At 66.0% G+C, this 23,519-nt stretch carries 18 protein-coding genes and 1 pseudogene; 16 read left to right on the top strand and 3 right to left on the bottom strand.

Annotation, left to right across the window (positions count from 1 at the left end):
* Positions 1 to 196: 196 nt before the first annotated feature.
* The gene (locus tag GM672_RS22800; RefSeq protein ID WP_155472825.1) at positions 197 to 2,506 is read right to left on the bottom strand and encodes a catecholate siderophore receptor Fiu; all 2,310 of its coding nucleotides are present in this window, start codon (positions 2,504 to 2,506) and stop codon (positions 197 to 199) included.
* Positions 2,507 to 2,689: 183 nt separating this feature from the next.
* On the opposite strand from GM672_RS22800, the gene GM672_RS22805 reads away from it, so the two are divergent.
* From GM672_RS22805 to GM672_RS22815, 3 genes are all read left to right on the top strand, one after another.
* Positions 2,690 to 3,373: a glutathione S-transferase gene (locus GM672_RS22805; protein ID WP_155472826.1), complete on the top strand. Its 684-nt coding sequence runs from the start codon at positions 2,690 to 2,692 to the stop codon at positions 3,371 to 3,373.
* An 82-nt stretch (positions 3,374 to 3,455) separates the two neighbouring features.
* The gene (locus GM672_RS22810; protein WP_155472827.1) at positions 3,456 to 4,232 is read left to right on the top strand and encodes a 5'-3' exonuclease; all 777 of its coding nucleotides are present in this window, start codon (positions 3,456 to 3,458) and stop codon (positions 4,230 to 4,232) included.
* A gap of 30 nt (positions 4,233 to 4,262) precedes the next feature.
* Positions 4,263 to 4,715, top strand: coding sequence for a response regulator (locus GM672_RS22815; RefSeq protein ID WP_155472828.1), 453 nt, complete (start codon positions 4,263 to 4,265; stop codon positions 4,713 to 4,715).
* On the opposite strand, the gene mnmA is transcribed toward GM672_RS22815, so the two are convergent.
* Both mnmA and GM672_RS22825 read right to left on the bottom strand, forming a co-directional pair.
* A complete protein-coding gene (gene mnmA, locus GM672_RS22820; protein WP_155472829.1) occupies positions 4,695 to 5,810 on the bottom strand; it encodes a tRNA 2-thiouridine(34) synthase MnmA in 1,116 nt (371 codons plus the stop codon). The two genes, GM672_RS22815 and mnmA, sit on opposite strands and share 21 nt — an antisense overlap.
* A 20-nt stretch (positions 5,811 to 5,830) precedes the next feature.
* A complete protein-coding gene (locus GM672_RS22825; RefSeq protein ID WP_155472830.1) occupies positions 5,831 to 6,310 on the bottom strand; it encodes an NUDIX hydrolase in 480 nt (159 codons plus the stop codon).
* A gap of 316 nt (positions 6,311 to 6,626) precedes the next feature.
* Between GM672_RS22825 and GM672_RS22830 the strand changes: the two genes are divergently transcribed.
* The 13 genes and pseudogenes from GM672_RS22830 to GM672_RS22890 all read left to right on the top strand — a co-directional run.
* Positions 6,627 to 7,739 carry a Re/Si-specific NAD(P)(+) transhydrogenase subunit alpha gene (locus tag GM672_RS22830; RefSeq protein ID WP_155472831.1) on the top strand — a complete coding sequence of 371 codons (1,113 nt, stop codon included), beginning with the start codon at positions 6,627 to 6,629 and terminating at the stop codon, positions 7,737 to 7,739.
* A 10-nt stretch (positions 7,740 to 7,749) separates the two neighbouring features.
* A complete protein-coding gene (locus GM672_RS22835; protein ID WP_155472832.1) occupies positions 7,750 to 8,055 on the top strand; it encodes a proton-translocating transhydrogenase family protein in 306 nt (101 codons plus the stop codon).
* A complete protein-coding gene (locus tag GM672_RS22840) occupies positions 8,055 to 9,509 on the top strand; it encodes an NAD(P)(+) transhydrogenase (Re/Si-specific) subunit beta (RefSeq protein WP_155472833.1) in 1,455 nt (484 codons plus the stop codon). Before GM672_RS22835 ends, GM672_RS22840 begins: the two co-directional genes overlap by 1 nt.
* A 180-nt stretch (positions 9,510 to 9,689) precedes the next feature.
* Positions 9,690 to 10,133 carry a helix-turn-helix domain-containing protein gene (locus GM672_RS22845; protein ID WP_443094179.1) on the top strand — a complete coding sequence of 148 codons (444 nt, stop codon included), beginning with the start codon at positions 9,690 to 9,692 and terminating at the stop codon, positions 10,131 to 10,133.
* Positions 10,130 to 10,468, top strand: a pseudogene (locus GM672_RS22850) (PIN domain-containing protein); the annotation flags it as partial. The gene GM672_RS22845 and the pseudogene GM672_RS22850, both read left to right, overlap by 4 nt.
* 141 nt (positions 10,469 to 10,609) lie before the next feature.
* A complete protein-coding gene (locus GM672_RS22855) occupies positions 10,610 to 12,025 on the top strand; it encodes a glycoside hydrolase family 30 protein (protein ID WP_229417885.1) in 1,416 nt (471 codons plus the stop codon).
* 57 nt (positions 12,026 to 12,082) lie between these two features.
* A complete protein-coding gene (locus GM672_RS22860) occupies positions 12,083 to 13,117 on the top strand; it encodes a LacI family DNA-binding transcriptional regulator (protein ID WP_188915937.1) in 1,035 nt (344 codons plus the stop codon).
* A gap of 89 nt (positions 13,118 to 13,206) precedes the next feature.
* Positions 13,207 to 14,475 (top strand): glycoside hydrolase family 5 protein, encoded by a 1,269-nt coding sequence (locus tag GM672_RS22865; protein ID WP_229417886.1) that lies wholly within the window; start codon positions 13,207 to 13,209, stop codon positions 14,473 to 14,475.
* Positions 14,462 to 15,832: a GH1 family beta-glucosidase gene (locus tag GM672_RS22870; protein WP_155472836.1), complete on the top strand. Its 1,371-nt coding sequence runs from the start codon at positions 14,462 to 14,464 to the stop codon at positions 15,830 to 15,832. Before GM672_RS22865 ends, GM672_RS22870 begins: the two co-directional genes overlap by 14 nt.
* 181 nt (positions 15,833 to 16,013) lie before the next feature.
* Complete coding sequence (locus tag GM672_RS22875; RefSeq protein WP_155472837.1) at positions 16,014 to 18,761, top strand: TonB-dependent receptor; 2,748 nt, start codon at positions 16,014 to 16,016, stop codon at positions 18,759 to 18,761.
* Positions 18,762 to 18,775: 14 nt separating this feature from the next.
* The gene (locus tag GM672_RS22880; protein WP_155472838.1) at positions 18,776 to 21,271 is read left to right on the top strand and encodes a glycoside hydrolase family 3 protein; all 2,496 of its coding nucleotides are present in this window, start codon (positions 18,776 to 18,778) and stop codon (positions 21,269 to 21,271) included.
* An 11-nt stretch (positions 21,272 to 21,282) separates the two neighbouring features.
* Positions 21,283 to 22,569 carry a sugar MFS transporter gene (locus GM672_RS22885; RefSeq protein WP_155472839.1) on the top strand — a complete coding sequence of 429 codons (1,287 nt, stop codon included), beginning with the start codon at positions 21,283 to 21,285 and terminating at the stop codon, positions 22,567 to 22,569.
* Positions 22,570 to 22,635: 66 nt separating this feature from the next.
* The coding region (locus GM672_RS22890; RefSeq protein ID WP_371867092.1) for a sugar kinase at positions 22,636 to 23,519 on the top strand (884 nt) is incomplete at its 3' end.

Genomic DNA, 23,519 nt, shown 5'->3' on the forward strand with positions numbered 1-23,519 from the left:
GCCAGGCACTGCGTCCGTACGCACTGGTACTCGTCGATTTCCATGCCCACCTCCGTCTTGGTTCATGCCAACTTACGGTATGACAATGGTCGAGCCAACAAGTTCCTTGCGACCGGGGCACAGCGCCAAAAAAAACGCCACCGCAAGGGTGGCGCAAACTGAAGGAGACCTTGGGTGTCTCCGGGGAGGGTAGAGCTTAGAACTTGAACGTGGCTGTCACACTGGCGGAGCGAGGCTGGCCTGGCGTGTAGCGGTAGCCACTCTTGTTGATGGCCGCGACGTATTCCTTGTCGGCCAGGTTGTAGACATTCAGGCGCAGGTCGATGTTCTTGTTGATCTCGTACGAAGCCATGGCGTCGGCCACCCAGTAGCTCTCGGCCGATGCCGGCGTGCCCACGGCGCCGTCGGTGCCGCGCAGCAGCTTGCCCTGGTAGCGCACACCGCCGCCCACTTTCAGGCCGAACGGCAGGGTGTACGAGGTCCAGCTGGTGAAGGCGTCTTTCGGCGTGTACGACAGGTTGTTGATGCCCGATGCCGTGACGACCCTGCCGCTTTCCACTTCCGTCTTCATGTGCGTGTAGCCTGCCGTGACGAGCCAGTTCTTGGCCAGTTCACCCGTCATGCCGATCTCGATGCCTTTGACGTTCTTCTTGCCGGTCTGGTAGTAGTTCAGGTCGGTCGGGTCCTGTTCGATCTCGTTGCGCACCGTCGTTTCATAGATGGCCGCCGTGAAGGACAGCTTCTGCTGCAGGAAGTCCCACTTGGTGCCGATTTCCTTCGTCGTCGTCTCCTGCGGGTCGTAGTTCGGGTTGGCCGCGCTGTTGGCCGAGGCGGACAGGCCGAAGGTGGCGCTGCCCGGTGGCTGCTGCGACGAGGCCACGGTGGCGTAGATGCTGCTGTCCTTGGTCGGTTTATACAGCAGCGACAGCTTGCCGTTGACCAGGGTGTCGCTCAGCTTCAACGTCGTCGGCACCAGCGTGCCGACCGGCAGCTGCGGATGCGACGTCGATGTCGACAGGGCGGTATTGAAGGTATCGGTGTTGAAGTGGTCGGCACGCACGCCGGCATGCACCATCCACTGCTCGCCGATCTTGACGGTGTCGAACAGGTACAGGGCCTGCGTCGTGGTCGAGCCGTCGCTGCCGGCGCCGCTGCGCACGGGGTTCGCCGCCGTCGCATACCCGGTCGAGACGGGGTGGTACAGCGAGATGTCGTTCAGCGCGCCCAGGCCGGCATAGCTGACATTGGCCTGCTTCTCGTTGATGAATTCCAGGCCGCCCACCATCGTGTGCTTCAGTTCACCCGTGGTGAATTCGCCCGTCAGCACGGTCTGGTTCGTCAGAATCTGGTTGCGCTGGTCCTTGACGGTGCGGTTGGTGCGCTTGAGCAGCCACGTGTTCGGATCGGCCGGGTTCGGCGTGACGAGGTTGGCGGACGAGCCCATGAAGGCCGTCAGCAGGTACTCCTGCTCCGTCTTGCCGTAGCGGGCCGTGTTCTGCAGGCGCAAGGTCGGCGAGAAGTCGTGCTCGACGCGCACTGTCGCCATGTCGGCCGTCACGTTGTCGTAGTCGCTGTGCTCGCCGTAGAAGCCTGCCGGGTTGACCATCGGCGCGCTGTTGAGGAACTCGCGGCGCCTGGTCGGGTCCGTGCTGCGGCTGTCCGGGCTGATGTAGCCGGGCAGGCCGATGGTGGGCACGCCGCCATCGGGAATATTGTTCTGCTTGATGTGCAGGTAGGACAGGTGCAGGCGCGTCTTGCCGTTCAGGCCGAAGGCGATGGTCGGCGCCACGCCCCAGCGCTTGTTCTCCACCACGTCGCGCGCCGCGTTGCCGCTGTCCTGCACCATCACGTTCAGGCGGAAGGCGGTGCCGCTGTCGGCATCGATGACGCGGCTGATGTCGGCCGTGGCGCGCTTCTGCTTGCCGCTGCCGGCCTTGATGCTGGCCGAGTGAGCGTCCTGCAGGCGGGCCTGCTTGGAACCCAGGTTGATCGAGCCCGTTGGCGAGCCGCGGCCGCTGTCCGTGCCCGCCGGGCCCTTCAGCACGTCGATCTGTTCGGTATTGAAGACGTCGCGCGAGATCGAGCCGACGTCGCGCACGCCGTCCGTGTAGATGCTGGAAGAGGAGTCAAAGCCGCGCATGAAGATGGCGTCACCCGTGTTGGTGTTGCCGTTTTCGCCCAGGAAGAAGGCGCCCACGCCGGGCGTGTTGCGCAGCGCTTCGGTCAGGGTTTCCGCGCCTTGCTGCTCGATCAGTTCCTTCTTGATGACCGTCAGGGTCTGCGGCGTGTCCACCAGCTTCTCGGTGTACTTCGGCGACGTGGCGTAGTCGGCCTTGAAGCTGACCTTGTTGCTGCCGACGACGACCTCGGGCAGGGGACGGGCCGCGTCATCGGCCGCAGGATTGCCTTCCGTCGCCTGTGCCGCCACGGGCAGCAGCAGCGCGGCCAGCACGGTGCTCATCTGGAGTCGGGTCGGGGCCAGCTTGCGGCTTTTGATATGCGCCATTCTCTTGCTCTCTTCCAATGTAAATTTGTGTAAAGACGGCGATCATAGCAATTTCGTCACATCAAGTAAATAAGAATTATTATCATTCGCATTGCTATGTTGTATGGATGAGTTATGCGATGGTCGTGAACATAGGGCGGGAAATGTTAAGCTTGGGCTTCACCGCCAACCGAAGGAAGCTGCATGATCGTTGTCCACCACCTCAACAATTCCCGTTCGCAGCGTGTGCTGTGGCTGCTGGAGGAACTGGGTCTGTCCTACCAGGTCGTGCGCTACCAGCGCGATGCCAAGACCATGCTGGCGCCGCCGGAACTGAAGGCGATCCACCCGCTGGGCAAGTCGCCCGTCGTCGTCGATGGCGATTGCGTCGTCGCCGAGTCCGGCGCGATCATCGAATACCTGGTGGACAAGTACGGTGCCCAGGGCAGCGCCGGCGCGCTGATGCCGCCGCCGGGCACGCCCGAGAAGCGCCGCTGGACCTATTTCCTGCACTACGCGGAAGGGTCGATGATGGCGCCACTGTTGATGAAGCTGATCTTCGACCGGGTCGAGCACAGCCCGGCGCCGTTCTTCGTCAAGCCGATCGCCCGGGGCATCGCCCAAAAGGTCAAGGGCAGCTACATCCTGCCGCAGATCGCCCAGCACCTGGCTTACCTGGAAGGCGAGTTGGGCAAGCACACGTGGTTTGCCGGCGAGCAGTTCAGCGCAGCGGACATCCAGCTCAGCTTCCCGCTGGAAGCGGCCGCTGCGCGCGGTGGGCTGGACGGCAAGTTCCCCAGGCTGCAGGCCTTCCTGGACCGCATCCACGCCCGCCCTGCCTACCAGCGCGCGCTGCAGCAAGGCGGCCCGTACGAACTGCTGAAGTAAGGAGGCCGGCGGCGGCGGCTTCGGCCCGGTGGCGCTGGGGTAAAATGGTGCAGTTCATTTTGCCATCCGCACCATCGTTCCCATGGGTAGACTGCTTGCCATCGACGGCCTCAATATCGTACGCCGCGTGTATGAGGCCAGCCCGGAGCCGGACTCGGACCTGAAAGCCGAGATCGCGCTGCGCCACGCCCTCAATTCCTTCCGCACGCTCGTCAACGGCCATGAGCCCAGCCACGTGCTGCCCGCCTTCGACTATGGCGGCAGCACCTGGCGCCACGCCCTGTACGGCGGCTACCGCGAAAGCCGGGCGCCGATGCCTTCGCCGCTGCGCGCCGCGCTGCCGGGCTTCTACGACACGCTGCGCAAGTTCGGCCTGCATCCGGTCTCGCTGCCGGACGTCGAGGCGGACGACGTCATCGGCACCGTCGTTACCCGCTGGCTGAAGGAGAACCGGGGCGAGGCCGTCGTCGCCAGCACCGACAAGGACCTGCATTGCCTGATCGCCGACGGCGCCCGCGTGTGGGACCACTTCCGCGGCGAGTGGCACGATCACGGCTGGGTCGAGAACAAGTGGGGCGTGCCGCCTGCGCAACTGCCCGATCTGCTGGCGCTGATGGGCGACGCCACCGACAGCGTGCCGGGCGTATCGAAGGTGGGGCTGAAGACGGCGGCGAAGCTGCTGCGTACCTACGGCACCCTGGACGGCATCATGGCCGGTGCCGGCATCCTGAAGGACACGGTTGGGGAGGCACTACGAAAAGAGCGGGATATGCTGTATCTTTCCCGTCAGTTGGTGCAATTGAAAACGGACGTGCGCGTGGGCGTCAGCTGGAACATGCTGGTCTGGGACGGTGCCTGACCGGCCAGCCGAATACGGGAAAACAACAACATGCTCAAGGCAGTGATCATCGACAGCAGCGCCGTGGCGCGCGGCCTTCTCCAAACGGTGCTGCAGGACGGCAGCTACGACGTCGTCGGCCAGGCCCATACCTGCACGGCCGGCACGGCGCTGCTGCTGAAGTACCAGCCGCAGATCGTCTGCATCGCGCGCGACGTGATGGAGGCGGATATTCCCGGCGTGGAAGCGATCCGGCGCACCTACCCGAAAACCCTGATCTTCCTCGTCTCGAGCGAATTCGACGCGGCCACCGTGCAGAAGTCGGCGGCGATGGGCATCAACGGTTTCATCGTCAAGCCCTTCAACGCCGATACGGTCCTGAAGACCATCCGCAACACCGTCATCGCGATGGTCAAGCGCCAGCAGAAGGCACTGGCCGACGCCAAGGCGGCCCAGGAAGGGCAGCCGGCGCCGGACGCACCGTCACCCGGCCACGAAGCCTGAGCTGTCGATGATGCCGCCGCCCAGGCACACGTCGCCGTCGTACAGCACGGCCGACTGGCCCGGCGTCACGGCCCACTGGGCGTCGACGAAATCGAGGGCGAACGCGCCGTCGGCCAGCGGTGCCACGTCGCACGGCACGTCGGCCTGGCGGTAGCGGGTCTTGGCCCCGATGCGTGCGGCCTGGGGCGGTTCGCCGGCGATCCAGCTGGCCTGCGCGGCCGCCAGGGTCGACGACAGCAGCCACGGATGGTCGTGGCCCTGCACCACCCACAGCGTATTGTTGGCCACGTCCTTGCGCGCCACGTACCAGGCGTCGCTGCTGCCGTCGGCGTTCTGGTAGGTCTTCACGCCGCCGATGCCGATGCCCTTGCGCTGGCCCAGGGTATAGAACGACAGGCCCACGTGCTCGCCCACCACCTTGCCGTCCGGCGTCTTCATCGGGCCCGGTTTGTACGACAGGTAGCGGTTCAGGAATTCCCGGAACGGGCGCTCGCCGATAAAGCAGATGCCGGTCGAATCCTTCTTGGCCGCATTGGGCAGCTTCAGTTCCGCGGCGATGCGGCGCACTTCCGTCTTCGGGATTTCGCCCAGCGGGAACAGGGTCTTCGACAACTGCGCCTGGTTCAGGCGGTGCAGGAAGTAGCTCTGGTCTTTCGTGTGGTCGACGGCCTTGAGCAGCTCGAAACGGCCGTTGGCCTCGTTCTGGCGCACGCGCGCGTAGTGGCCCGTGGCGATCAGGTCCGCGCCCAGGTCGACGGCATGGTCGAGGAAGGCCTTGAACTTGATCTCGGCGTTGCACAGCACGTCCGGATTGGGCGTGCGGCCGGCCTGGTATTCGCGCAGGAACTCGGCGAACACGCGGTCCTTGTATTCGGCCGCGAAGTTGACGGCCTCGATGTCCACGCCGATGACGTCGGCCACGCTGGCCGCGTCGATCCAATCTTGCCGCGTGGAACAATATTCGGAATCGTCGTCGTCTTCCCAGTTCTTCATGAACAGGCCGATGACTTCATAGCCCTGCTGCTTCAGCAGCCATGCCGCGACCGAGGAGTCCACGCCGCCGGACATGCCGATCACGACTTTCTTTTTACTCATTGCTTGCTCGTTTCAATATTTCACAGTTCTTCGTAGACGGAAGAATGGGTATGCAACAACGCCAGTGGCGCGCGCTTGCCGGCCAGGTACTCGTCGACGCAGGTCAGCAGCAGGGGGCTGCGGTGCCGTTCGCGGCAGGCGGCGATTTCGTCGCGTGTAAGCCACAGTGTGCGCAAAATTCCTTCGTCCAGCGGCAGGTCCTGTTCCTCCCCCACCGTGCCGCAGAATGCAAAGCGCAAGTAAGTCACCAGTTCCCCGGTGCGGGCCGAGCGGTAGCGCGACATGTACATGCCCACCAGCGCGGTGGGCGTGAAGTGGTGCGCGGTTTCTTCCAGCGTCTCGCGAATCACCGCTTCTTCCAGCGATTCATGGGGGTCCAGGTGCCCCGCGGGCTGGTTCAGGCGGATGCCGTCGCTGGTTTCTTCTTCGATCAGCAGGAACTTGCCGTCGCGCTCGATGACGGCGGCAACGGTCACATTGGGTTTCCAGGTACGCGGCATGTAGGTCATCCTTCAAAGAGCCGGTATTTTAGCCTGTTCCGGATTTCCACATGTTACGAGGCGGTGACAGGCCCGTCCACTAGTGCAATCCACCTAAATGTTGCCATCCCAAAAATGTTAATTAGTTAGAAATCCGTGATAGATTTACTGCAGGGAGCGCCGCAGTCTCGCATCGTTGCATCGAGCGGCAGTATCCATGACCGGCCGCCCGTCGCTGGCGCATCCTTGCGCCGCCGGTTCGCGCCCACCGCTTTTTCGTCATGGCGCTTGTGCGTCTGCGGGTTCCGCCAGTTTATCGACAATTCTGGAGGCACTCATGAGAATAGGCATACCGGCCGAGACACGGCTGGGGGAGACCCGGGTAGCGGCAACGCCCGAAACTGTTAAGAAGCTGGCCGCGAAGCACCACGTGCTGGTGCAGGCCGGCGCCGGCATCACGGCGTCGATCACGGACGAGGCTTACGCCGCGGCCGGCGCGGCCATCGTCGACGCCGGGGAAGCGCTGGGCGCGGACATCGTGCTGAAGGTGCGTGCGCCCAACCTTGAAGAGCGCGGCCGCATGCGCCAGGGCGCCGTGGTGATCGGCATGCTCAATCCTTTCGACGCCGAGAACACGGCGGCGATGGCGGCCAGCGGCCTGTCCGCGTTCGCGCTGGAGGCCGTGCCCCGCATCACCCGTGCGCAATCGATGGACGTGCTGTCCTCGCAGGCCAATATCGCCGGCTACAAGGCCGTGATGGTGGCCGCCAATACCTATCAACGCTTCATGCCGATGCTGATGACGGCGGCCGGCACCGTCAAGGCGGCCCGCGTGCTGATCATGGGCGTCGGCGTGGCCGGCCTGCAGGCCATTGCCACGGCCAAGCGCCTGGGCGCCGTGATCGAGGCTTCCGACGTGCGTCCGCCCGTCAAGGAGCAGGTCGAGTCGCTGGGCGCCAAGTTCATCGACGTGCCCTTCCTGACGGACGAGGAAAAGGAAATCGCCCAGGGCACAGGCGGCTACGCGCGCCCGATGCCGGCCGACTGGATGCGCCGCCAGGCCGAACTGGTGCACGAACGGGCCAAGCTGGCCGACATCGTCATCACCACCGCCCTGATTCCCGGCCGCCCCGCGCCGGTGCTGATCGGCGAGGACACCGTCAAGGCCATGAAGCCCGGCTCCGTCATCGTCGACCTGGCGGTGGAGCAGGGCGGCAACTGCCCCCTGTCGGAACTGAATAAGACCGTCATCAAGCACGGCGTGCATATCGTCGGCGAGCCGAACCTGGCCTGCTTCGTGGCGGCCGATGCGTCGGCCCTGTATGCCCGCAACGTGCTCGATTTCCTCAAGCTCGTCATCGACAAGGATGATGCCCTTGTCATCGACCGCGAGGACGAAATCATCAAGGCCACGCTGATCGCCCATGCCGGCGACGTGTTGCGTAAATAAGGAGACGACCATGGAAGTGAGTCACACCATCATCAACCTGATCATCTTCGTGCTGGCGATCTACGTCGGCTACCACGTGGTCTGGAACGTCACCCCGGCGCTGCATACGCCGCTGATGGCCGTCACCAATGCCGTTTCGGCCATCATCATCGTCGGCGCGATGCTGGCGGCAGGTCTTACCGAAGGCGTGATCGGCCAGGTCGCCGGCACGGTCGCGGTGGCGCTGGCTGCCGTCAACGTGTTCGGCGGCTTCCTCGTCACGCAGCGGATGCTGGAGATGTTCCGCAAAAAAGACAGGAAAGAAGGGAGCAAGTAATGGGCTTCATCTCCATGAACCTGGTGACGATGCTGTACCTGGTCGCCTCGGTATGCTTCATCCAGGCCTTGAAGGGCCTGTCCTCGCCCGCCACGGCGCGCAAGGGCAATGCCTTCGGCATGTCCGGCATGGCGATCGCCTTCGTCACCACCATCGCGCTGATCCTGAAGCTCAAGTCCGAAGCGGCCGGCCTGGGCGTCGGCCTGGGGCTGGTGGCGCTGGGCGTGGTGGTCGGCGGCGCCATCGGCGCGTACCTCGCCAAGACGGTCGAGATGACGAAGATGCCGGAACTGGTGGCGGCGATGCACTCGCTGATCGGCCTGGCCGCTGTCTGCATCGCGGTCGCTGCCGTCTCCGAACCGCATGCCTTCAATATCGCCGCCGTCGGCGAGGCGCTGCCGCTCGGGAACCGCATCGAGCTCTTTATCGGCACCTTCGTCGGCGCCATCACCTTCAGCGGCTCCGTCATCGCCTTCGGCAAGCTGGCCGGCAAATACAAGTTCCGGCTGTTCCAGGGCGCACCCGTCGTGTTCCAGGGCCAGCACATCCTGAACCTGGTGCTGGCGCTGATCATGGTCGCCCTGGGCCTGGCCTTCGTGTTCGCCGGCGGCGTCCAACCGGCATGGACGCCGTTCATCCTGATGACAGCCATCGCTTTCGTGCTGGGCGTGCTGATCATCATCCCCATCGGCGGTGCCGACATGCCGGTGGTGGTGTCGATGCTGAACAGCTACTCCGGCTGGGCGGCGGCCGGCATCGGCTTCTCGCTGAATAACTCGATGCTGATCATCGCCGGCTCGCTGGTCGGCTCGTCCGGCGCGATCCTGTCGTACATCATGTGCAAGGCGATGAACCGCTCGTTCTTCAACGTCATCCTGGGCGGCTTCGGCGGCGACGCCGCGGCGGCCAGCACGGCCGGTGCCCAGGCCCAGCGGCCCGTCAAGTCCGGCTCGGCTGACGATGCCGCCTTCCTGATGAGTAATGCGGAAACCGTCATCATCGTGCCCGGCTACGGCCTGGCCGTGGCGCGCGCCCAGCATGCGTTGAAAGAGCTGGTCGAGAAGCTGACGGAGCACGGCGTCACGGTGAAGTACGCGATCCACCCCGTGGCCGGCCGCATGCCGGGCCATATGAACGTGCTGCTGGCCGAGGCGGAAGTGCCCTACGACCAGGTGTTCGAGATGGAGGACGTCAACGGCGAGTTCGCGCAGGCCGATGTCGCACTGATCCTGGGCGCCAACGACGTCGTCAACCCGGCCGCGAAGGACCCGAAATCGCCGATCGCCGGCATGCCGATCCTGGAGGCCTACAAGGCCAAGACCGTCATCGTCAACAAGCGCTCGATGGCGTCCGGCTATGCCGGGCTGGATAACGAACTGTTCTATATGGACAAGACCATGATGGTGTTCGGCGACGCCAAGAAGATCATCGAGGAGATGGTCAAGGCGGTGTAGCCTGTTGCACGGCCGAGCCCGTGTTGCACTTCGAGGCCAACGGCGGAGCGGTCACCAGCTCCGCCGTTGGCAGCCCAGCCTGCACGCTTGCCTGTACGCTTGTGTGTTTCGTTTGTTTCGAATAATATGGGTCTCGTTATCCGAATCGAGTTGGCCATGTCCACCACTGTAGATTTCACCATGGAACTGCCTGCGGACGTCGAAGTCCGCGCAGCCGTGCAAGGCCAGCGGGTGCTTGCCGCCCATCTGTCGACTGCGCTGGAGACGCAATCGATCCAGATCCTGGACCATAATAATCAAGCCCACCAAGTCGAATTACCCACTTCCGCGCTGCGGCTGCTGGTCGATATCCTTGCCGAGCTGGCCGATGGCAATGCCGTCAAGATCGTCCCCGTGCAGGCGGAACTGACCACGCAGGATGCCGCCGACATGCTGAACGTCTCCCGGCCCCACCTGGTCAAGCTGCTGGAACAGGGCGCATTGCCGTTCTTCAAAACAGGCAAACACCGCCGCGTCCGTTTTGCCGACCTGATGCAGTTCAAGGCCGCGCGCGAGCGGGCCAGCGAGCAGGCCATGAAGGAGTTGGCCGAGCAAGCGCAGGAACTGAGCCTTGGTTATGAATGAGAAATTCCCCGTTCACTGTCGTGTACGACGCCTGCGTGCTGTACCCGGCGCCGTTGCGCGATTTTCTGATGTGGCTGGCGCTGTCCGGCTGCTTCCGGGCACGGTGGAGTGAACGGATCCACGATGAGTGGAAACGCAATCTGCTGAGGAACCGGCCCGACCTGACCGCGGCCCAGCTGGATCGCACCTCGGCGCTGATGGACCGGGCAATACCGGATGCCGTGGTCACGGGCTTCGAAAAGCTGATCCCCGGCCTGGTCTTGCCGGACCCCGACGACCGCCATGTTCTCGCCGCCGTGATCCGGTGCAATGCCAGCGTCATCGTCACCTATGACCCCTAAAAATCAGTCGTAAGCCATCCGCGAATCCTGTATAGTCTGCAAAAATGGTAACGTTTCCATCGGCCGTGTGCCTGGAGCGTAAAACAAGGGGAGACAGGAATGACTGAGCAGATGTCCGGGCAGGTCGACAGGGGTATGAACAATGCAGGGTACCGGCCCTGGCTGGCCGCACCGCTGCTGGCGCTGGCCGCCATGGCGGCGCAGGGCCAGACGGTGCAGGCGTACGTCACGACGGGCGACCAGGCGCGCCTGCTGGAGCGCGCGCCCGACGTGGCGTTCAAGCCCGGTACGGCCGCGCCTCTCGTCATCGACGTCGATCCACGCCAGCGCTTCCAGCCCATCACCGGTTTCGGTGCCGCCATCACCGATGCCAGCGCGTGGCTGATCCAGAACCGCATGACGCCCGCCCAGCGCGAGGCCTTGCTGCGCGAGTTGTTCGGCCCAGCGCCCGGCCTGGGCCTGTCGTTCACCCGGCTGACCATCGGCGCGTCGGACTTTTCGCGCAGCCACTACAGCTTCGACGATATGCCGCCCGGCCAAAGCGATCCGGAGCTGCGGCACTTCTCCATCGAACCGAACCGCGCGGACGTGCTGCCCGTGACGCAGGCCGCCTTGAAGATCAACCCGCAGCTGAAGGTGATGGCCTCGCCGTGGAGCGCGCCTGGCTGGATGAAGAGCACGGGCAGCCTGGTCCAGGGCACCTTGAAGCCGGAAGCGTTCACGCCGTTCGCCCGCTACCTGTCGCGCTATGTGTCGGCCTATGCGGCCGAAGGCGTGCCGATCTTCGCCATCACGCTGCAGAACGAGCCGCACTTCGAGCCGAAGGATTACCCCGGCATGCGCGTCGACCCGGCCAAGCGCGCCGCCTTCATCGGCGGCCACCTGGGGCCTCTGTTCGCCAGGGAGCATCCGGGCGTACGCATCCTGGACTGGGACCATAACTGGGACGAGCCGGGCTCTCCCGCCGACGTGCTGAAAGACCCGGCGGCGGCGCGATATGTCGCCGGCGTGGCCTGGCACTGCTATGGCGGCGACGTGCGCGTGCAGGCCGCATTGCACGACCGCTGGCCGGACAAGGAAACCTGGTTTACCGAATGCTCAGGCGGCGAATGGGCCAAGGGCTGGTCGAACAACCTGCAGTATTTCGTGCGTACGCTGATGATCGGCACCATGCGCGGCTGGGCCCAGGGCGTGCTGCTGTGGAACCTGGCGCTGGACGAGAATCACGGCCCGCACCTGGGCGGCTGCAAGGACTGTCGCGGCGTCGTCACGATCGATTCGAAGACGGGCGAGGTGACGCGCAACGTCGAATACTACGCCCTGGCCCACGCCAGCCGTTTCGTGCGGCCGGGCGCGCGGCGCATCTGGTCCAGCAGCGGCTACCGCGACCTCGATACGGTGGCCTTCCGCAACACGGACGGTTCGCTCGCGCTCCTGGTGACGAACGGCGCAGGGCAGGCGCGCCGGTTCGCCGTGCGCGTGGGCCGGCGCAGCTTCGCCTACGAACTGCCGGCCCTGTCCGCGGCCACGTTTGCGTGGCCGGGGAGATAGCGAAACGCAGCATCCATGCAGTATGCTTGGACATTCAACCAATACAGGACACAGGCAGTGGCAACCATCAAGGACGTAGCCCGGTTGGCGGGCGTGGGACTGGGCACGGCATCGCGCGTGGTCAGCGGCAAGGGCGCGGTATCGCCCGCCACGCTGGCCAAGGTGCGCAAGGCCATCGAGGAGCTGGACTTCCGGCCGTCGCATGCGGCACGGGCGCTGCTGTCCGGCTACTCGCGCATGATCGGCGTGTATATCCCGATCCTGAAAGGCACCTTTTACACGCCCATCCTGCAGCTGATCGACACGGAGCTGCGCGCCAGCGGCCTGCACATGGTGGTGGCGTTCGGCGTCGGCCAGGGCGATGCGCGCCGCCAGGCGGTCGAAGGCATCGAGTTCCTGATGGAGCGGGGCTGCGACGGCATCATCACGATGAGTAACACGCTGGAGGATGCCGATATCGCCGCCTTCGGCACGCGCGGCTCGAATATCGTCGTCGTCAACCAGGCCTTCAGCGGCCTGGCTGAGCAGTGTTTCGTGGTGGACCACCGCCAGGGCGGCAGGCTGGCCGCGCGCGCCCTGGTGGAGCAGGGCCACCGCCGGATCGCCGTCATCGCCGGACCGTCCACCGCGCCGGACAATGTCGAGCGGATCGACGGCTTCATGGCGGAGCTGCAGCGCCAGGGTGTCGACACGGACGGCATCTGGGTGGCCGAGAGCGACTTCTCGCCCGAAGGCGGCTGGGCCAGCACGGAGGAACTGCTGGCATCGGGCTACGCCTTTACGGCGCTGTTCTGCGCCAACGACGAAATGGCCATCGGCGCGCTGTCGCATTTCCAGGCCGCCGGCATCGCCGTGCCGCGCGACGTGTCCGTGCTGGGCTACGACGACACGCCCAGCGCCGAATTCGCCGCGCCGCGCCTGACGTCGGTGCACATTCCGTGGCGCGATGTGGCCCTGTCCGGCCTGAACGCACTGCTGAACCGCTGCTACGGCGGCGAGCGCCCCGTGTCACGCGACTACCCCGTGAGTATCACGCAGCGCGCCTCGCTGGGCCCGGCGCCCGAGGACAAGCCGCGCAAACGCAAACGCTGAAGCAGTCGGCGCGCCTCGACGGGCGTGCCTTTTTTTTGATAAGCCATGGAAAGCTTTCCATGACAATGTCCCGGAACGGAGGAGACCCGATGAAACGATTGTTGGCCGCGCTGCTGTGCGCCGGCGCCACCGCTGCGCTGGCGGCACCACTGCCCATGCTGCATACGCAGGGCACCCACTGGGTCGATGCCGGCGGGCGCCAGGTCGTCCTGCGCGGCACCAACCTGGGCAACTGGCTGATCAACGAGTTCTGGATGATGGACCTGGGCACCGACAAGGACGACCAGTGCACGCTGGAGGCCACGCTGGACCGGCGCTTCGGCTACCAGGAACGGCAGCGACTGATGCGCCTGTTCCGCGACAACTGGATCACCACGCGCGACTGGGACCTGATGCAGCGCCACGGCCTGAACGTCGTGCGCCTGCCTTTCCTGTACAGCGTCATCGAGGACGAAAAGCATCCCCGCACCCTGCGCGCCGACGCCTGGCACTACCTGGACGAAGCGATCCGGCAGGCCGAGTCGCGCGGCATGTACGTCATCCTCGACCTGCACGGCGCCGTCGGCAGCCAGGGCTGGGAGCATCACAGCGGCTGCGCCGGCAAGAACCAGTACTGGAGCACGCCCGAGTACCAGGCCCGAACCGAGTGGCTGTGGCAGCAGGTCGCCAGCCGCTACAAGGACAACGGCACCGTGGCCGGCTACAGCGTGCTCAATGAACCGTGGGGCACGACGCCCGAGCGGATGGCGGCCGTCGTCGGCAAGTTGTACGCGGCCATACGCGCCATCGACCCGAACCACGTCGTCATCCTGCCCGGCCACAGCACGGGCATCGACGCCTACGGCAAGCCGGCGGACAAGGGCATGCGCAACGTCGCCTTCGAGATGCACCCTTATCCCGGCCATTTCGGCTGGGGCAAACCCGGCGTGGCCGTCCATCGCGAATGGCTCACCTGCGGCCCGGACGGCAAGGGCGGCGTCTGCGAATGGGATGCGCGCCTGCGCGGCCTGGACACGGCGCTGTACCTGGGCGAGATCCAGCCCTGGGCCCTGATGGGGCTCGAACGCGGCGGCCAGGTGGCACGCGCATCCTTCGATACCTATGCCCGCTACGGCTGGGCCGCCACGGCCTGGTCGTGGAAGGTGGTCAGCCGCGAAGGCGGGCATGACACGGGCAAGTGGGGCTTCGTCACCAACGCCCCCGGCGCGCGGGTGCCCGCCCTCGATTTCGCCACCGCGCCGCTGGCTGACATCGAAATCCTGTTCCGTTCCTTCGGCACGCAAGCCTACGAAATTCACCAACCACTGCTGCACTGGCTGACCACGAGCAGCCCGCGAGACATCCATGACATTCAATAATCCAATTACCGCCGCGCTGCCGGCCCTGCACCGCAACGACTTCCCGCCCGGTTTCGCCTGGGGCTGTTCCACCTCGTCCTACCAGATCGAAGGGGGCGTGCACGAAGGCGGCAGGGTCGAATCCATCTGGGACCGCTTCTGTGCCCGGCCAGGCGCCATCCGCGACGGCAGCAGCGGCGCCGTCGCGTGCGACCACTATCATCGCTGGCCGCAGGACCTGGACCTGGCGCGCGAACTCGGCACGAATGCCTACCGCTTCTCAATCGCCTGGCCGCGCATCTGGACACCCGGCGGCACGCCGAACGCCCAGGGCCTGGACTTCTACGACCGGCTGGTCGACGGCATGCTCGAGCGCGGCCTGCAGCCCTGGCCGACCCTGTACCACTGGGACCTGCCGCAGCCCCTGCAGGAGCAGGGCGGCTGGGCGGCGCGCGACACCGTGCACGCCTTTACCGACTACGTCGACGCCGTCACACGCCGCCTGGGCGACCGCGTGGGCCAGTGGATCACGCACAACGAGCCGTGGTGCACGTCGATCCACGGCCACTTGGACGGCGTGCATGCACCGGGCCAGAAGGACTTCGCCACGGCCCTGCAGGTGAACCACCACGTGCTGCTGTCGCACGGGCTGGCCGTGCCGGTGATCCGCGCCAACGTGCCCGATGCCCGCGTCGGCATTGCCCTGAGCCTGCACCCGGTGCGTCCCGCTTCGAGCAGCGACGACGATGCCGCCGCCACGCGCCGCCACGACGGCCTGCGCAACCGCTGGTTCCTCGATCCGCTGGCGGGGCGCGGCTATCCCGAGGACATGCTGGCGCTGCTGGGCGAGCTGGCGCCGCGCACGCAGCAGGGCGACCTCGATGCGATCGCCGTGCCCACCGATTTCCTGGGCCTGAACTACTACTTCCCCGAGGCCATTGCGCACGCGCCCGGCCAGGGGCCGCTGCAAACGCGGGTGGTCGCACAGCCCGGTGTCGAGCGCACCGCGTTCGGCTGGGAAGTGGCGCCCCTGGGGCTGACGGAGCTGCTGCTGCGCATCCACCGCGAGTACGCCCCGCGCGCCGTCCATATCACGGAAAACGGCTCCTGCTACGACGACGCAGTGCAGGACGGCGCGGTACACGACAGCGCGCGCCGGGCCTACCTGGTGCGGCACCTGGCGGCGCTGTGCACGGCCATCGCCGAAGGCGTGCCGGTCCAGGGCTACTTCGCCTGGAGCCTGCTGGACAACTTCGAATGGGCCGAAGGCTACACGCGCCGCTTCGGCCTGACGCACGTCGATTTCACCACGCAGCAAAGGCTGTTGAAGGACAGCGGCAAGTGGTACCGGGCCTTCCTGCGCGGTGAGGACGTGTGACGGATTTTCCACAAATCGCCGTGGTACCGAACTCCCGTTGACAAAAAAATCAGCCGGCCGCAATAATTGCAGCGCAAATTGGGAACGTTTCCAACTTGGCCGGCGGCCATGGCGGAAAACCGTATAAACCAAATCCGCCGGGACACACCGGCCGGCTGACAATAACGAGCAGGAGACAACCATGCACCAGAAACGCCAAGCGCGGCAGCCCCGCACCACACTGTGCCCGACCCCCATCGCGCTGGCCTGCGCACTGCTGCTGGCCGGCAGTGCCGCCTGGGCGCAGCAGGCGCCCGACAGTACCGCTACCGCTACCGCCGCCGACGCCGGCGCGCCGGTGCAGTCCGTCGTCGTCACGGGCATGCGCCGCAGCATCGAGAATGCCATCGCCATCAAGCGCGACAGCGACTCGATCGTCGAGGCCATCACGGCCGAGGACATCGGCAAGCTGCCCGACGTGTCGATCGCCGAATCGATTGCCCGCCTGGCAGGCCTGACGGCCCAGCGCGTGGAAGGGCGCGCGCAGGTAATTTCCATTCGCGGCCTGGCACCGGACTTCTCCGGCACCTTGCTCAACGGGCGCGAGCAGGTCTCGACCAGCAACAACCGGGGCGCCGAATACGACCAGTATCCATCCGAATTGATCAGCGGCGTCACCGTCTACAAGACGCCCGACGTGGCGCTGATGGGCCAGGGCCTGTCCGGCACCGTCGACCTGCAGACGGTGCGCCCGCTGGACCTGCGCGGCCGCACCATCGCCGTCAACCTGCGCGGCGAGAAGAACTCGAACGGCAAGCTCAATGCCGATTCGTCGGACCGCGGCGGGCGCTTCTCGATCTCGTATGTCGACCAGTTCCTGGACAATACGCTGGGCGTGGCGGTCGGCTTTGCCCACCTCGATGCACCCGGCCAGCAGAAGGAATACAAGTCCTGGTGGTGGGGCAACGAGAACAACCTGGGGCCGGGCAATGCCGACGTCGTGGCCCTGAAAGGTGCCGAGGTGACGGCATCGTCGCGCAAGCAAATGCGCGACGGGCTGATGGCCGTGCTGGAGTACCGGCCGTCGAAGAACTACCGCACCGCGCTGGACGTGTACTATTCCGAGTTCGACCAGGAGACCACGATGCGGGGCTTGATGTGGAACTCGCACCAGTGGAGCAATGTCGCCTACCGCGATCCCGTCATCGACACCATCGGCGGCACGCGCCTGCTGACGGGCGGCGTGCTGGTCAACCTGGAACCACTCGTGCGCAACGACTTCAATCACCGCAAGGACAAGCTGGCCGCCTTCGGCTGGAACAACAAATATAAACTCGGCCAATGGGCCTTCGAAGGCGACCTGTCGTATTCCAGCGCAAAGCGCCGCGAGCAGGTGCTGGAAAGCTATGCGGGCCTGGGACCGGCCAACTCGGGCATCACGGACAATAACTTCAAATTCCGCATTCCCGTGGGCGCCGGCCTGCCCGTGTTCACGCCGTCGGTCGACTTCACCGACAGCGGCATCATCGGCCTGGCCGACGTGGCCGGGTGGGGCAAGGACGCCGACATGCACCGGCCCCTCGTGGAAGATACGCTGGGCGCGGCCAAGCTGGGCGTCAAGCGCGAGCTGGCCGGCATCTTCCGCAACGTCGAGGGCGGGCTGTATTTCTCGAAGCGCGAGAAGGAGCACTCGGACATCAACAACTACTACTTCCTGAAGAACGGCCGTGCGCCGGCACTGGTGTCGAATGACCTGTTGAAGCCTTCGACGTCGCTGTCCTTCTCCGGCATTCCCGCCGTGATGAGCTACGACGTCATGAGCATGCTGGCCAAGTATTACGACCAGCAGCCGGCCCGGCCCGACGACCTGGCCCTGCAGAACTGGGCCGTGACGGAAAAGACGGGCACCGGCTACGCGCGCCTGGGCATCGACACGGAACTGGGCCCGGTCCCCCTGCGCGGCAATGTCGGCGTGCAGGTCGTGCACGTGAAGCAGGATTCGCAAGGCGTTGCCGTCGTCGGCGGCCAGTTGAAGGATATCGCCAGCGGCGCCAGCTACACCGATGTACTGCCCAGCCTGAACCTGATCTTCGACCTTGGCCGCTACAGCGATGCGATGACGATCCGCTTCGGCGCCGCCAAGACCCTGGCGCGGCCGCAGATGTCGGACATGCGCGCCGGCGTATCGGGCGGCGTGTCCGGCACCACCTTCATGTGGAGCGGCAGCGGCGGCAATCCCCAGCTGGAACCGTGGCGCGCCAATTCGTATGACCTGTCGATGGAAAAATACTTCGGCAAGCGCAGCTACATCGCCGGTGCCTACTTCTACAAGAAGCTCAAGACCTACATCTACAACCAGCAGACCGAGTTCGACTTCACGGGCTTTCCGAACCCTTCCACGGTGGAGCCCCTGCAAAGCGTCGGCACGCTGAACCGTCCGGCCAACGGCGACGGCGGGATGGTGCGTGGCGTCGAACTGTCCGGCTCCATCGAAGGGGGCCTGCTGTGGCAGGGCCTGGACGGCTTCGGCCTGGTCGCCAGCGTCTCCGGCACGGAAAGCTCGATCCATCCGAACGGCCCGGGCACGAAGGAAAAGCTGCCCGGCCTGTCCGGCGTGGTGCGCAACATCACGCTGTACTATGAAAAGCACGGCTTCTCGACCCGTGTCAGCCAGCGCTACCGCTCGGCCTACCGGGGCGAAGTCACGGGCCTGTTCGCCCAGCGCTCGTTCAGCGAGATACTGGCCGAAAAACAGGTCGACTTCCAGGTCGGCTACGCCATCGAGGCAGGGCGCTACAAGGGCCTGTCCTTCCTGCTGCAGGTGAATAACCTGAACAATGAACCGTACCAGACGCGCCAGGGCGACCCGTTCGCCAGCGGCGCCTACGCGCCCGAGCGCTACACCACGTATGGCCGGCAGATTCTGCTTGGCCTGAACTACAAGCTTTGAACCGAGGAGAGACGATGATCCGACGCCTGACCTGTTTGACCGCCTTGACCGTCTTGGCCGCCGCCGCGCAAGCGGCCGCCGGCGCCCATGCCGCACCGGCGCAGCTGGCCGACTGGCCGCATATCAAGAGCGCCGTGGCGCAGGACGCCCGGCTGGAAGCGCGCATCAGGCAGATCGTCGCCGGCATGACGCTGGAGCAGAAGGTCGGCCAGATGACCCAGCCGGAGATCAAGACGGCCACGCCGGACGACGTGCGCAAGTACTACCTGGGCTCCGTGCTGAACGGCGGCGGCAGCTGGCCGAAGGGGAACAAGTACGCCACGCCGGCCGACTGGGTGGCCCTGGCCGACGCCTACTACGACGCTTCGATGGCGACCGACATGGCCACGAAAATCCCTGTCATCTGGGGCATCGACGCCATGCACGGCAACAGCAACGTGCATGGCGCCACGCTGTTCCCGCACAATATCGGCCTGGGCGCGGCGCGCGACACGAAGCGCATCGGCGAGATGGCGCAGGCCGTCGCGCAGGCCGTGCGTGCCACCGGCATCAACTGGGTGTTCGCGCCGACCCTGGCCGTGGTGCGCGACGACCGCTGGGGGCGCACCTACGAGAGCTTCTCGGAAGACCCGCAGATCGTGCGCGACTACGCCGGCGCCTATGTGCGGGGCCTGCAGGGTAGCCTGACGGGCGACGCCAACGTCGTCGCCACGGCCAAGCACTACATCGGCGATGGCGGCACGGACCAGGGCAAGGACCGCGGCGTGAACCGGGCCACGCAGAAGGAGATGATCAATATCCACGGGGCTGGCTATGTCACGGCCCTGCAGGCCGGCGCGCAGACGGTGATGGCCTCGTATAACAGCTGGCACGACGCCGCCGCCGGCAAGGACTACGGCAAGATGCATGGCAACGGCGAACTGCTGACCCAGGTGCTGAAGCAGAAGATGGGCTTCGATGGCTTCGTCGTCACGGACTGGAACGGCATCGCCGAAGTCCCGGGCTGCAGCAACGACAGCTGCCCGCAGGCGATCAATGCCGGCATCGACATGGTGATGGTGCCGGACGACTGGAAAAAGTTCATCGCCAACACGGTGGCCCAGGTAAAGGACGGCCGCATTCCGATGGCACGCATCGACGATGCCGTCACCCGCATCCTGCGCGTCAAGCTGCGGGCCAACCTGCAGAAGCCTTCCGCCTCGGCCCACGCCGGCAAACCTGAGGCCATGCAGGCGCGTGAGCTGGCGCGCAAGCTGGTGCAGGAGTCGCTGGTGCTGCTGAAGAACGATGGCGGCACCTTGCCGCTGGCACGGGGCAAGAAGCTGCTGGTGGTCGGCAAGAGCGCCGATAACATGGCCAACCAGGCCGGCGGCTGGACCCTTACGTGGCAGGGCACGGACAACAAGAACAGCGATTTCCCCAACGCCGACACGATCCTGGCGGGCATCCGCGCCGCCGCCGGCGACCGGGTCACGTACAGCGCCGATGGGCAGGGCGTCAACGTGGCCGATTTCGACGCCGTCATCGCCGTCATCGGCGAAGGCCCGTATGCGGAAGGCGACGGCGATATCGGCCCGGCCGCCAACCTGCGCCACAGCGCGCGCTATCCCGAAGACCTGGCCGTGCTGAAAACGGTCGCCGGCAAGGGCAGGCCGGTGGTAACGGTGTTCGTCAGCGGCCGGCCCCTGTACGTGAACGACCTGCTCAATTTGTCCGACAGCTTCGTCGCCGCCTGGCTGCCGGGCTCAGAAGGCAAGGGCGTGGCCGACGTGCTGCTGCGCGGCGCCGACGGCAAGGTCAACGCGCCGTTCTCGGGCAGGCTGTCGTTCTCATGGCCGAAGACGGTGTGCCAGGCGCCGCTGAACGTGGGCGACCGGAACTACGCGCCCCTGTTCGCCTACGGCTATGGCCTGAAGTACGGCAAGGCGGCGACGGTGGGCAAGCTGGCCGAGGACAGGGGCGCGGAAGGCTGCGGCAAGACCAATGCCTTCCCCGTATTCAACCAGTCCGACCGCGCCAGCTTTCCCCTGTTCGTGCAGAGCGGCGGCGAACGGGTGGCTCTGGGTGCCGACCTGAACGCCACCTACAAGCTGCCCACGCTGGCGGTGGAAACGGCCCAGGTCAATACCCAGCAGGATGCGAAGAAGGTGACGTGGACGGGCCCCGGCTTCATCGAGGCCAAGGGCAGCGCGCCGCGTGCCTTGCCCGCTTGGGCCACGGAGCAAGGTGCGGTAACATTCGATACCATCGTGTCGGCCGCGCCGCAGGGTCCGGTGCAGCTGGGCCTTGGCGGCGCGACAGTGGACCTGTCGGGCGAGTTCGCGCGCATCGCCGGCAAGGGCAAGCAGACCGTCAAGGTGCCGCTGGCCTGCTTCCAGGGTGCCGACCTGGCCCGGGTCGACAATCCGTTCCGCATCACGGCCCAGGGCGGCCTGGTGGCGGCCTTCACGAATATCCAGATCGTCGGCGGAGCCGCCGCCGATCCCGCCGCCCTGCGCTGCGCGCACTGAAAGGAATCAATATGGAAAATACCTCCCGGCCTGTCACACTGGCCACCGATGCACCGCTGGACGGCCGCTCGACCACGGGACCGCTCGTCATTGTGACGATCCTGTTCTTCATGTGGGGCTTGCTGACGTCGCTGAACGACGTGCTGATCCCGCACCTGAAGGCGATCTACACGCTCACCTACGTGCAGGCGATGCTGGTGCAGTTCTGCTTCTTCGGTGCCTACCTGATCGTCTCGCTGCCGGCGGGGATGCTGATCCGCCGCATCGGCTACCAGCGCGGCGCCGTTTCCGGGCTGGTGGTGGCCGCGCTGGGCTGCGCGCTGTTCTACCCGGCCGCGAACGGCGGCTACGGCCTGTTCCTGTTCGCCTTCTTCGTGCTGGCGGGCGGCATCACCGTGCTGCAGGTGGCGGCCAATCCCTACGTGACGGTGCTGGGCGATCCGCGCACGGCATCGAGCCGGCTGACCCTGACGCAGGCCTTCAACTCGCTGGGTACCACGGTGGCGCCGGCGCTGGGCGGCATGCTGATCCTGTCGAGCAGTGTGCTGGACGACGCCCAGCTGGCGCGCCTGCCGGAACTGGAACAGCTGGCTTACCGCGCGGCGCAGGCAGCGGCCGTGCAGGGTCCGTACCTTGCGCTGGCCGGCGCCCTGCTGCTGCTGGCCGTGCTGTTTGCGCTGGCGCGGCTGCCAAAGCTGGCCGATGCCGCCGACGGCGCCGCCGAGGGGCGCTTCGCCGACCTGTTCGCCCACAAGCACCTGGTGCTGGGCACCCTGGGCATCTTCCTGTACGTGGGCGGCGAAGTGAGCATCGGCAGCTTCCTGATCAACTACATGGGCGAGCCGCAGATCGCCGGCCTGGCCCAGGCCGAGGCGGCGCACTACGTCAGCCTGTACTGGGGCGGCGCGATGGTGGGGCGCTTCATCGGCTTTGCCGTCATGCGCACCATCAGCCCGGGCAAGGCGCTGGCCTTCAACGCGGCCTGCAGCATGGCGCTGATCCTGGTCGCCATCTTCGGCAGCGGCCACGTGGCGATGTGGGCCATCCTCGCGGTGGGCCTGTGCAATTCCATCATGTTCCCCACCATCTTCAGCATGGCCTTGCATGGGCTGGGCCGCCAGACCGGGCAGGCGTCGGGCCTGTTGTGCATGGCCATCGTGGGTGGCGCGCTGGTACCGTTCGCGCAAGGCGCGCTGGCCGATACGCTGGGCGTGCAGATGTCGTTCTGCGTGCCGGCCGCCTGCTACGGTTTCATCCTGTATTTCGGCCTGCGTTACGCCAACCTGCATCGCCAGTAAGGGCGATTGCCGCCGCCACGCCTGTCATGGTAACGTTGGCCTCCATTCCAGACAGGAGAGGCAGACGTGCGGCAAACCAGTGCAAGCGAGGCGGCGCAGCGCCGCCTCGACGTGATCGGTCTCGGTGAATGCATGGTCGAGTTCCACTCGACCGAAGCGCTGGCGCAGGCCGTCACCTTCCACCGCGCTTATGGCGGCGACGTGCTCAACGCACTGGTGGCGGCGGCGCGGCAGGGCGCCCGCACCGCCTTCGTCAGCCGGGTCGGCGACGATCCCTTCGGCCCGGCCCTGCTGGCCGCGTGGCGGGCCGAAGGCATCGATACCAGCCATGCGCCGCTGGTGCCGGGCGAGAATGGCGTCTACTTCATTTCCGTCGACGCGCGGGGCGAGCGCTCGTTCACCTACCGCCGTGCCGGCAGCGCTGCTGCGGGCATGACGGCCGAACTGGACGAATCCTTTATCGCGTCAAGCCGCTGCCTGCTGCTGTCCGGGATCACGCAGGCGATTTCGCCCGGTGCCCGCGCCGCCACGCTGGCCGCCGCCGGCATCGCGCGCCGCCACGGCGTGACCGTCGCCTACGATCCCAATTTCCGCCCGCGCCTGTGGGCCGGCATCGGCGACGCGCGCGCCGCCTGCGCCGAGCTGCTGCCCTGCGTCGACATCCTCCTCCCCAGCCTGCCGGCCGACGCCGACGTGTTGCCTGGGCCGGCCGAAACGCTGGCGCCGCACGTGGCTGTCAAGCTGGGCGAGGCGGGCTGCCGGGTATGGCATGAAGGCACCTGGACCGATATAGCGCCGGTAGCGGCGCCGGTGGTCGATACCACCGGTGCCGGCGACTGCTGGAACGGCACTTACCTGGCGGCGTTGTTGCAGGGCGCGGCACCTGCGGCCGCGGCAGCGCTGGCCAACGGCGCCGCCGCGGCCAAGCTGGCGCACCGGGGCGCGATTCC

It is taken from the genome of Pseudoduganella buxea (assembly GCF_009720835.1).
GTDB lineage: Bacteria > Pseudomonadota > Gammaproteobacteria > Burkholderiales > Burkholderiaceae_D > Rugamonas > Rugamonas buxea.

Coding starts and splice junctions, on each gene's coding strand:
- GM672_RS22800 (WP_155472825.1), bottom strand. CDS start 2,506: ATGGCGCATATCAAAAGCCGCAAGCTGGCCCCGACCCGACTCCAGATG.
- GM672_RS22805 (WP_155472826.1), top strand. CDS start 2,690: ATGATCGTTGTCCACCACCTCAACAATTCCCGTTCGCAGCGTGTGCTG.
- GM672_RS22810 (WP_155472827.1), top strand. CDS start 3,456: ATGGGTAGACTGCTTGCCATCGACGGCCTCAATATCGTACGCCGCGTG.
- GM672_RS22815 (WP_155472828.1), top strand. CDS start 4,263: ATGCTCAAGGCAGTGATCATCGACAGCAGCGCCGTGGCGCGCGGCCTT.
- mnmA (WP_155472829.1), bottom strand. CDS start 5,810: ATGAGTAAAAAGAAAGTCGTGATCGGCATGTCCGGCGGCGTGGACTCC.
- GM672_RS22825 (WP_155472830.1), bottom strand. CDS start 6,310: ATGCCGCGTACCTGGAAACCCAATGTGACCGTTGCCGCCGTCATCGAG.
- GM672_RS22830 (WP_155472831.1), top strand. CDS start 6,627: ATGAGAATAGGCATACCGGCCGAGACACGGCTGGGGGAGACCCGGGTA.
- GM672_RS22835 (WP_155472832.1), top strand. CDS start 7,750: ATGGAAGTGAGTCACACCATCATCAACCTGATCATCTTCGTGCTGGCG.
- GM672_RS22840 (WP_155472833.1), top strand. CDS start 8,055: ATGGGCTTCATCTCCATGAACCTGGTGACGATGCTGTACCTGGTCGCC.
- GM672_RS22845 (WP_443094179.1), top strand. CDS start 9,690: ATGGAACTGCCTGCGGACGTCGAAGTCCGCGCAGCCGTGCAAGGCCAG.
- GM672_RS22855 (WP_229417885.1), top strand. CDS start 10,610: ATGAACAATGCAGGGTACCGGCCCTGGCTGGCCGCACCGCTGCTGGCG.
- GM672_RS22865 (WP_229417886.1), top strand. CDS start 13,207: ATGAAACGATTGTTGGCCGCGCTGCTGTGCGCCGGCGCCACCGCTGCG.
- GM672_RS22870 (WP_155472836.1), top strand. CDS start 14,462: ATGACATTCAATAATCCAATTACCGCCGCGCTGCCGGCCCTGCACCGC.
- GM672_RS22875 (WP_155472837.1), top strand. CDS start 16,014: ATGCACCAGAAACGCCAAGCGCGGCAGCCCCGCACCACACTGTGCCCG.
- GM672_RS22880 (WP_155472838.1), top strand. CDS start 18,776: ATGATCCGACGCCTGACCTGTTTGACCGCCTTGACCGTCTTGGCCGCC.
- GM672_RS22885 (WP_155472839.1), top strand. CDS start 21,283: ATGGAAAATACCTCCCGGCCTGTCACACTGGCCACCGATGCACCGCTG.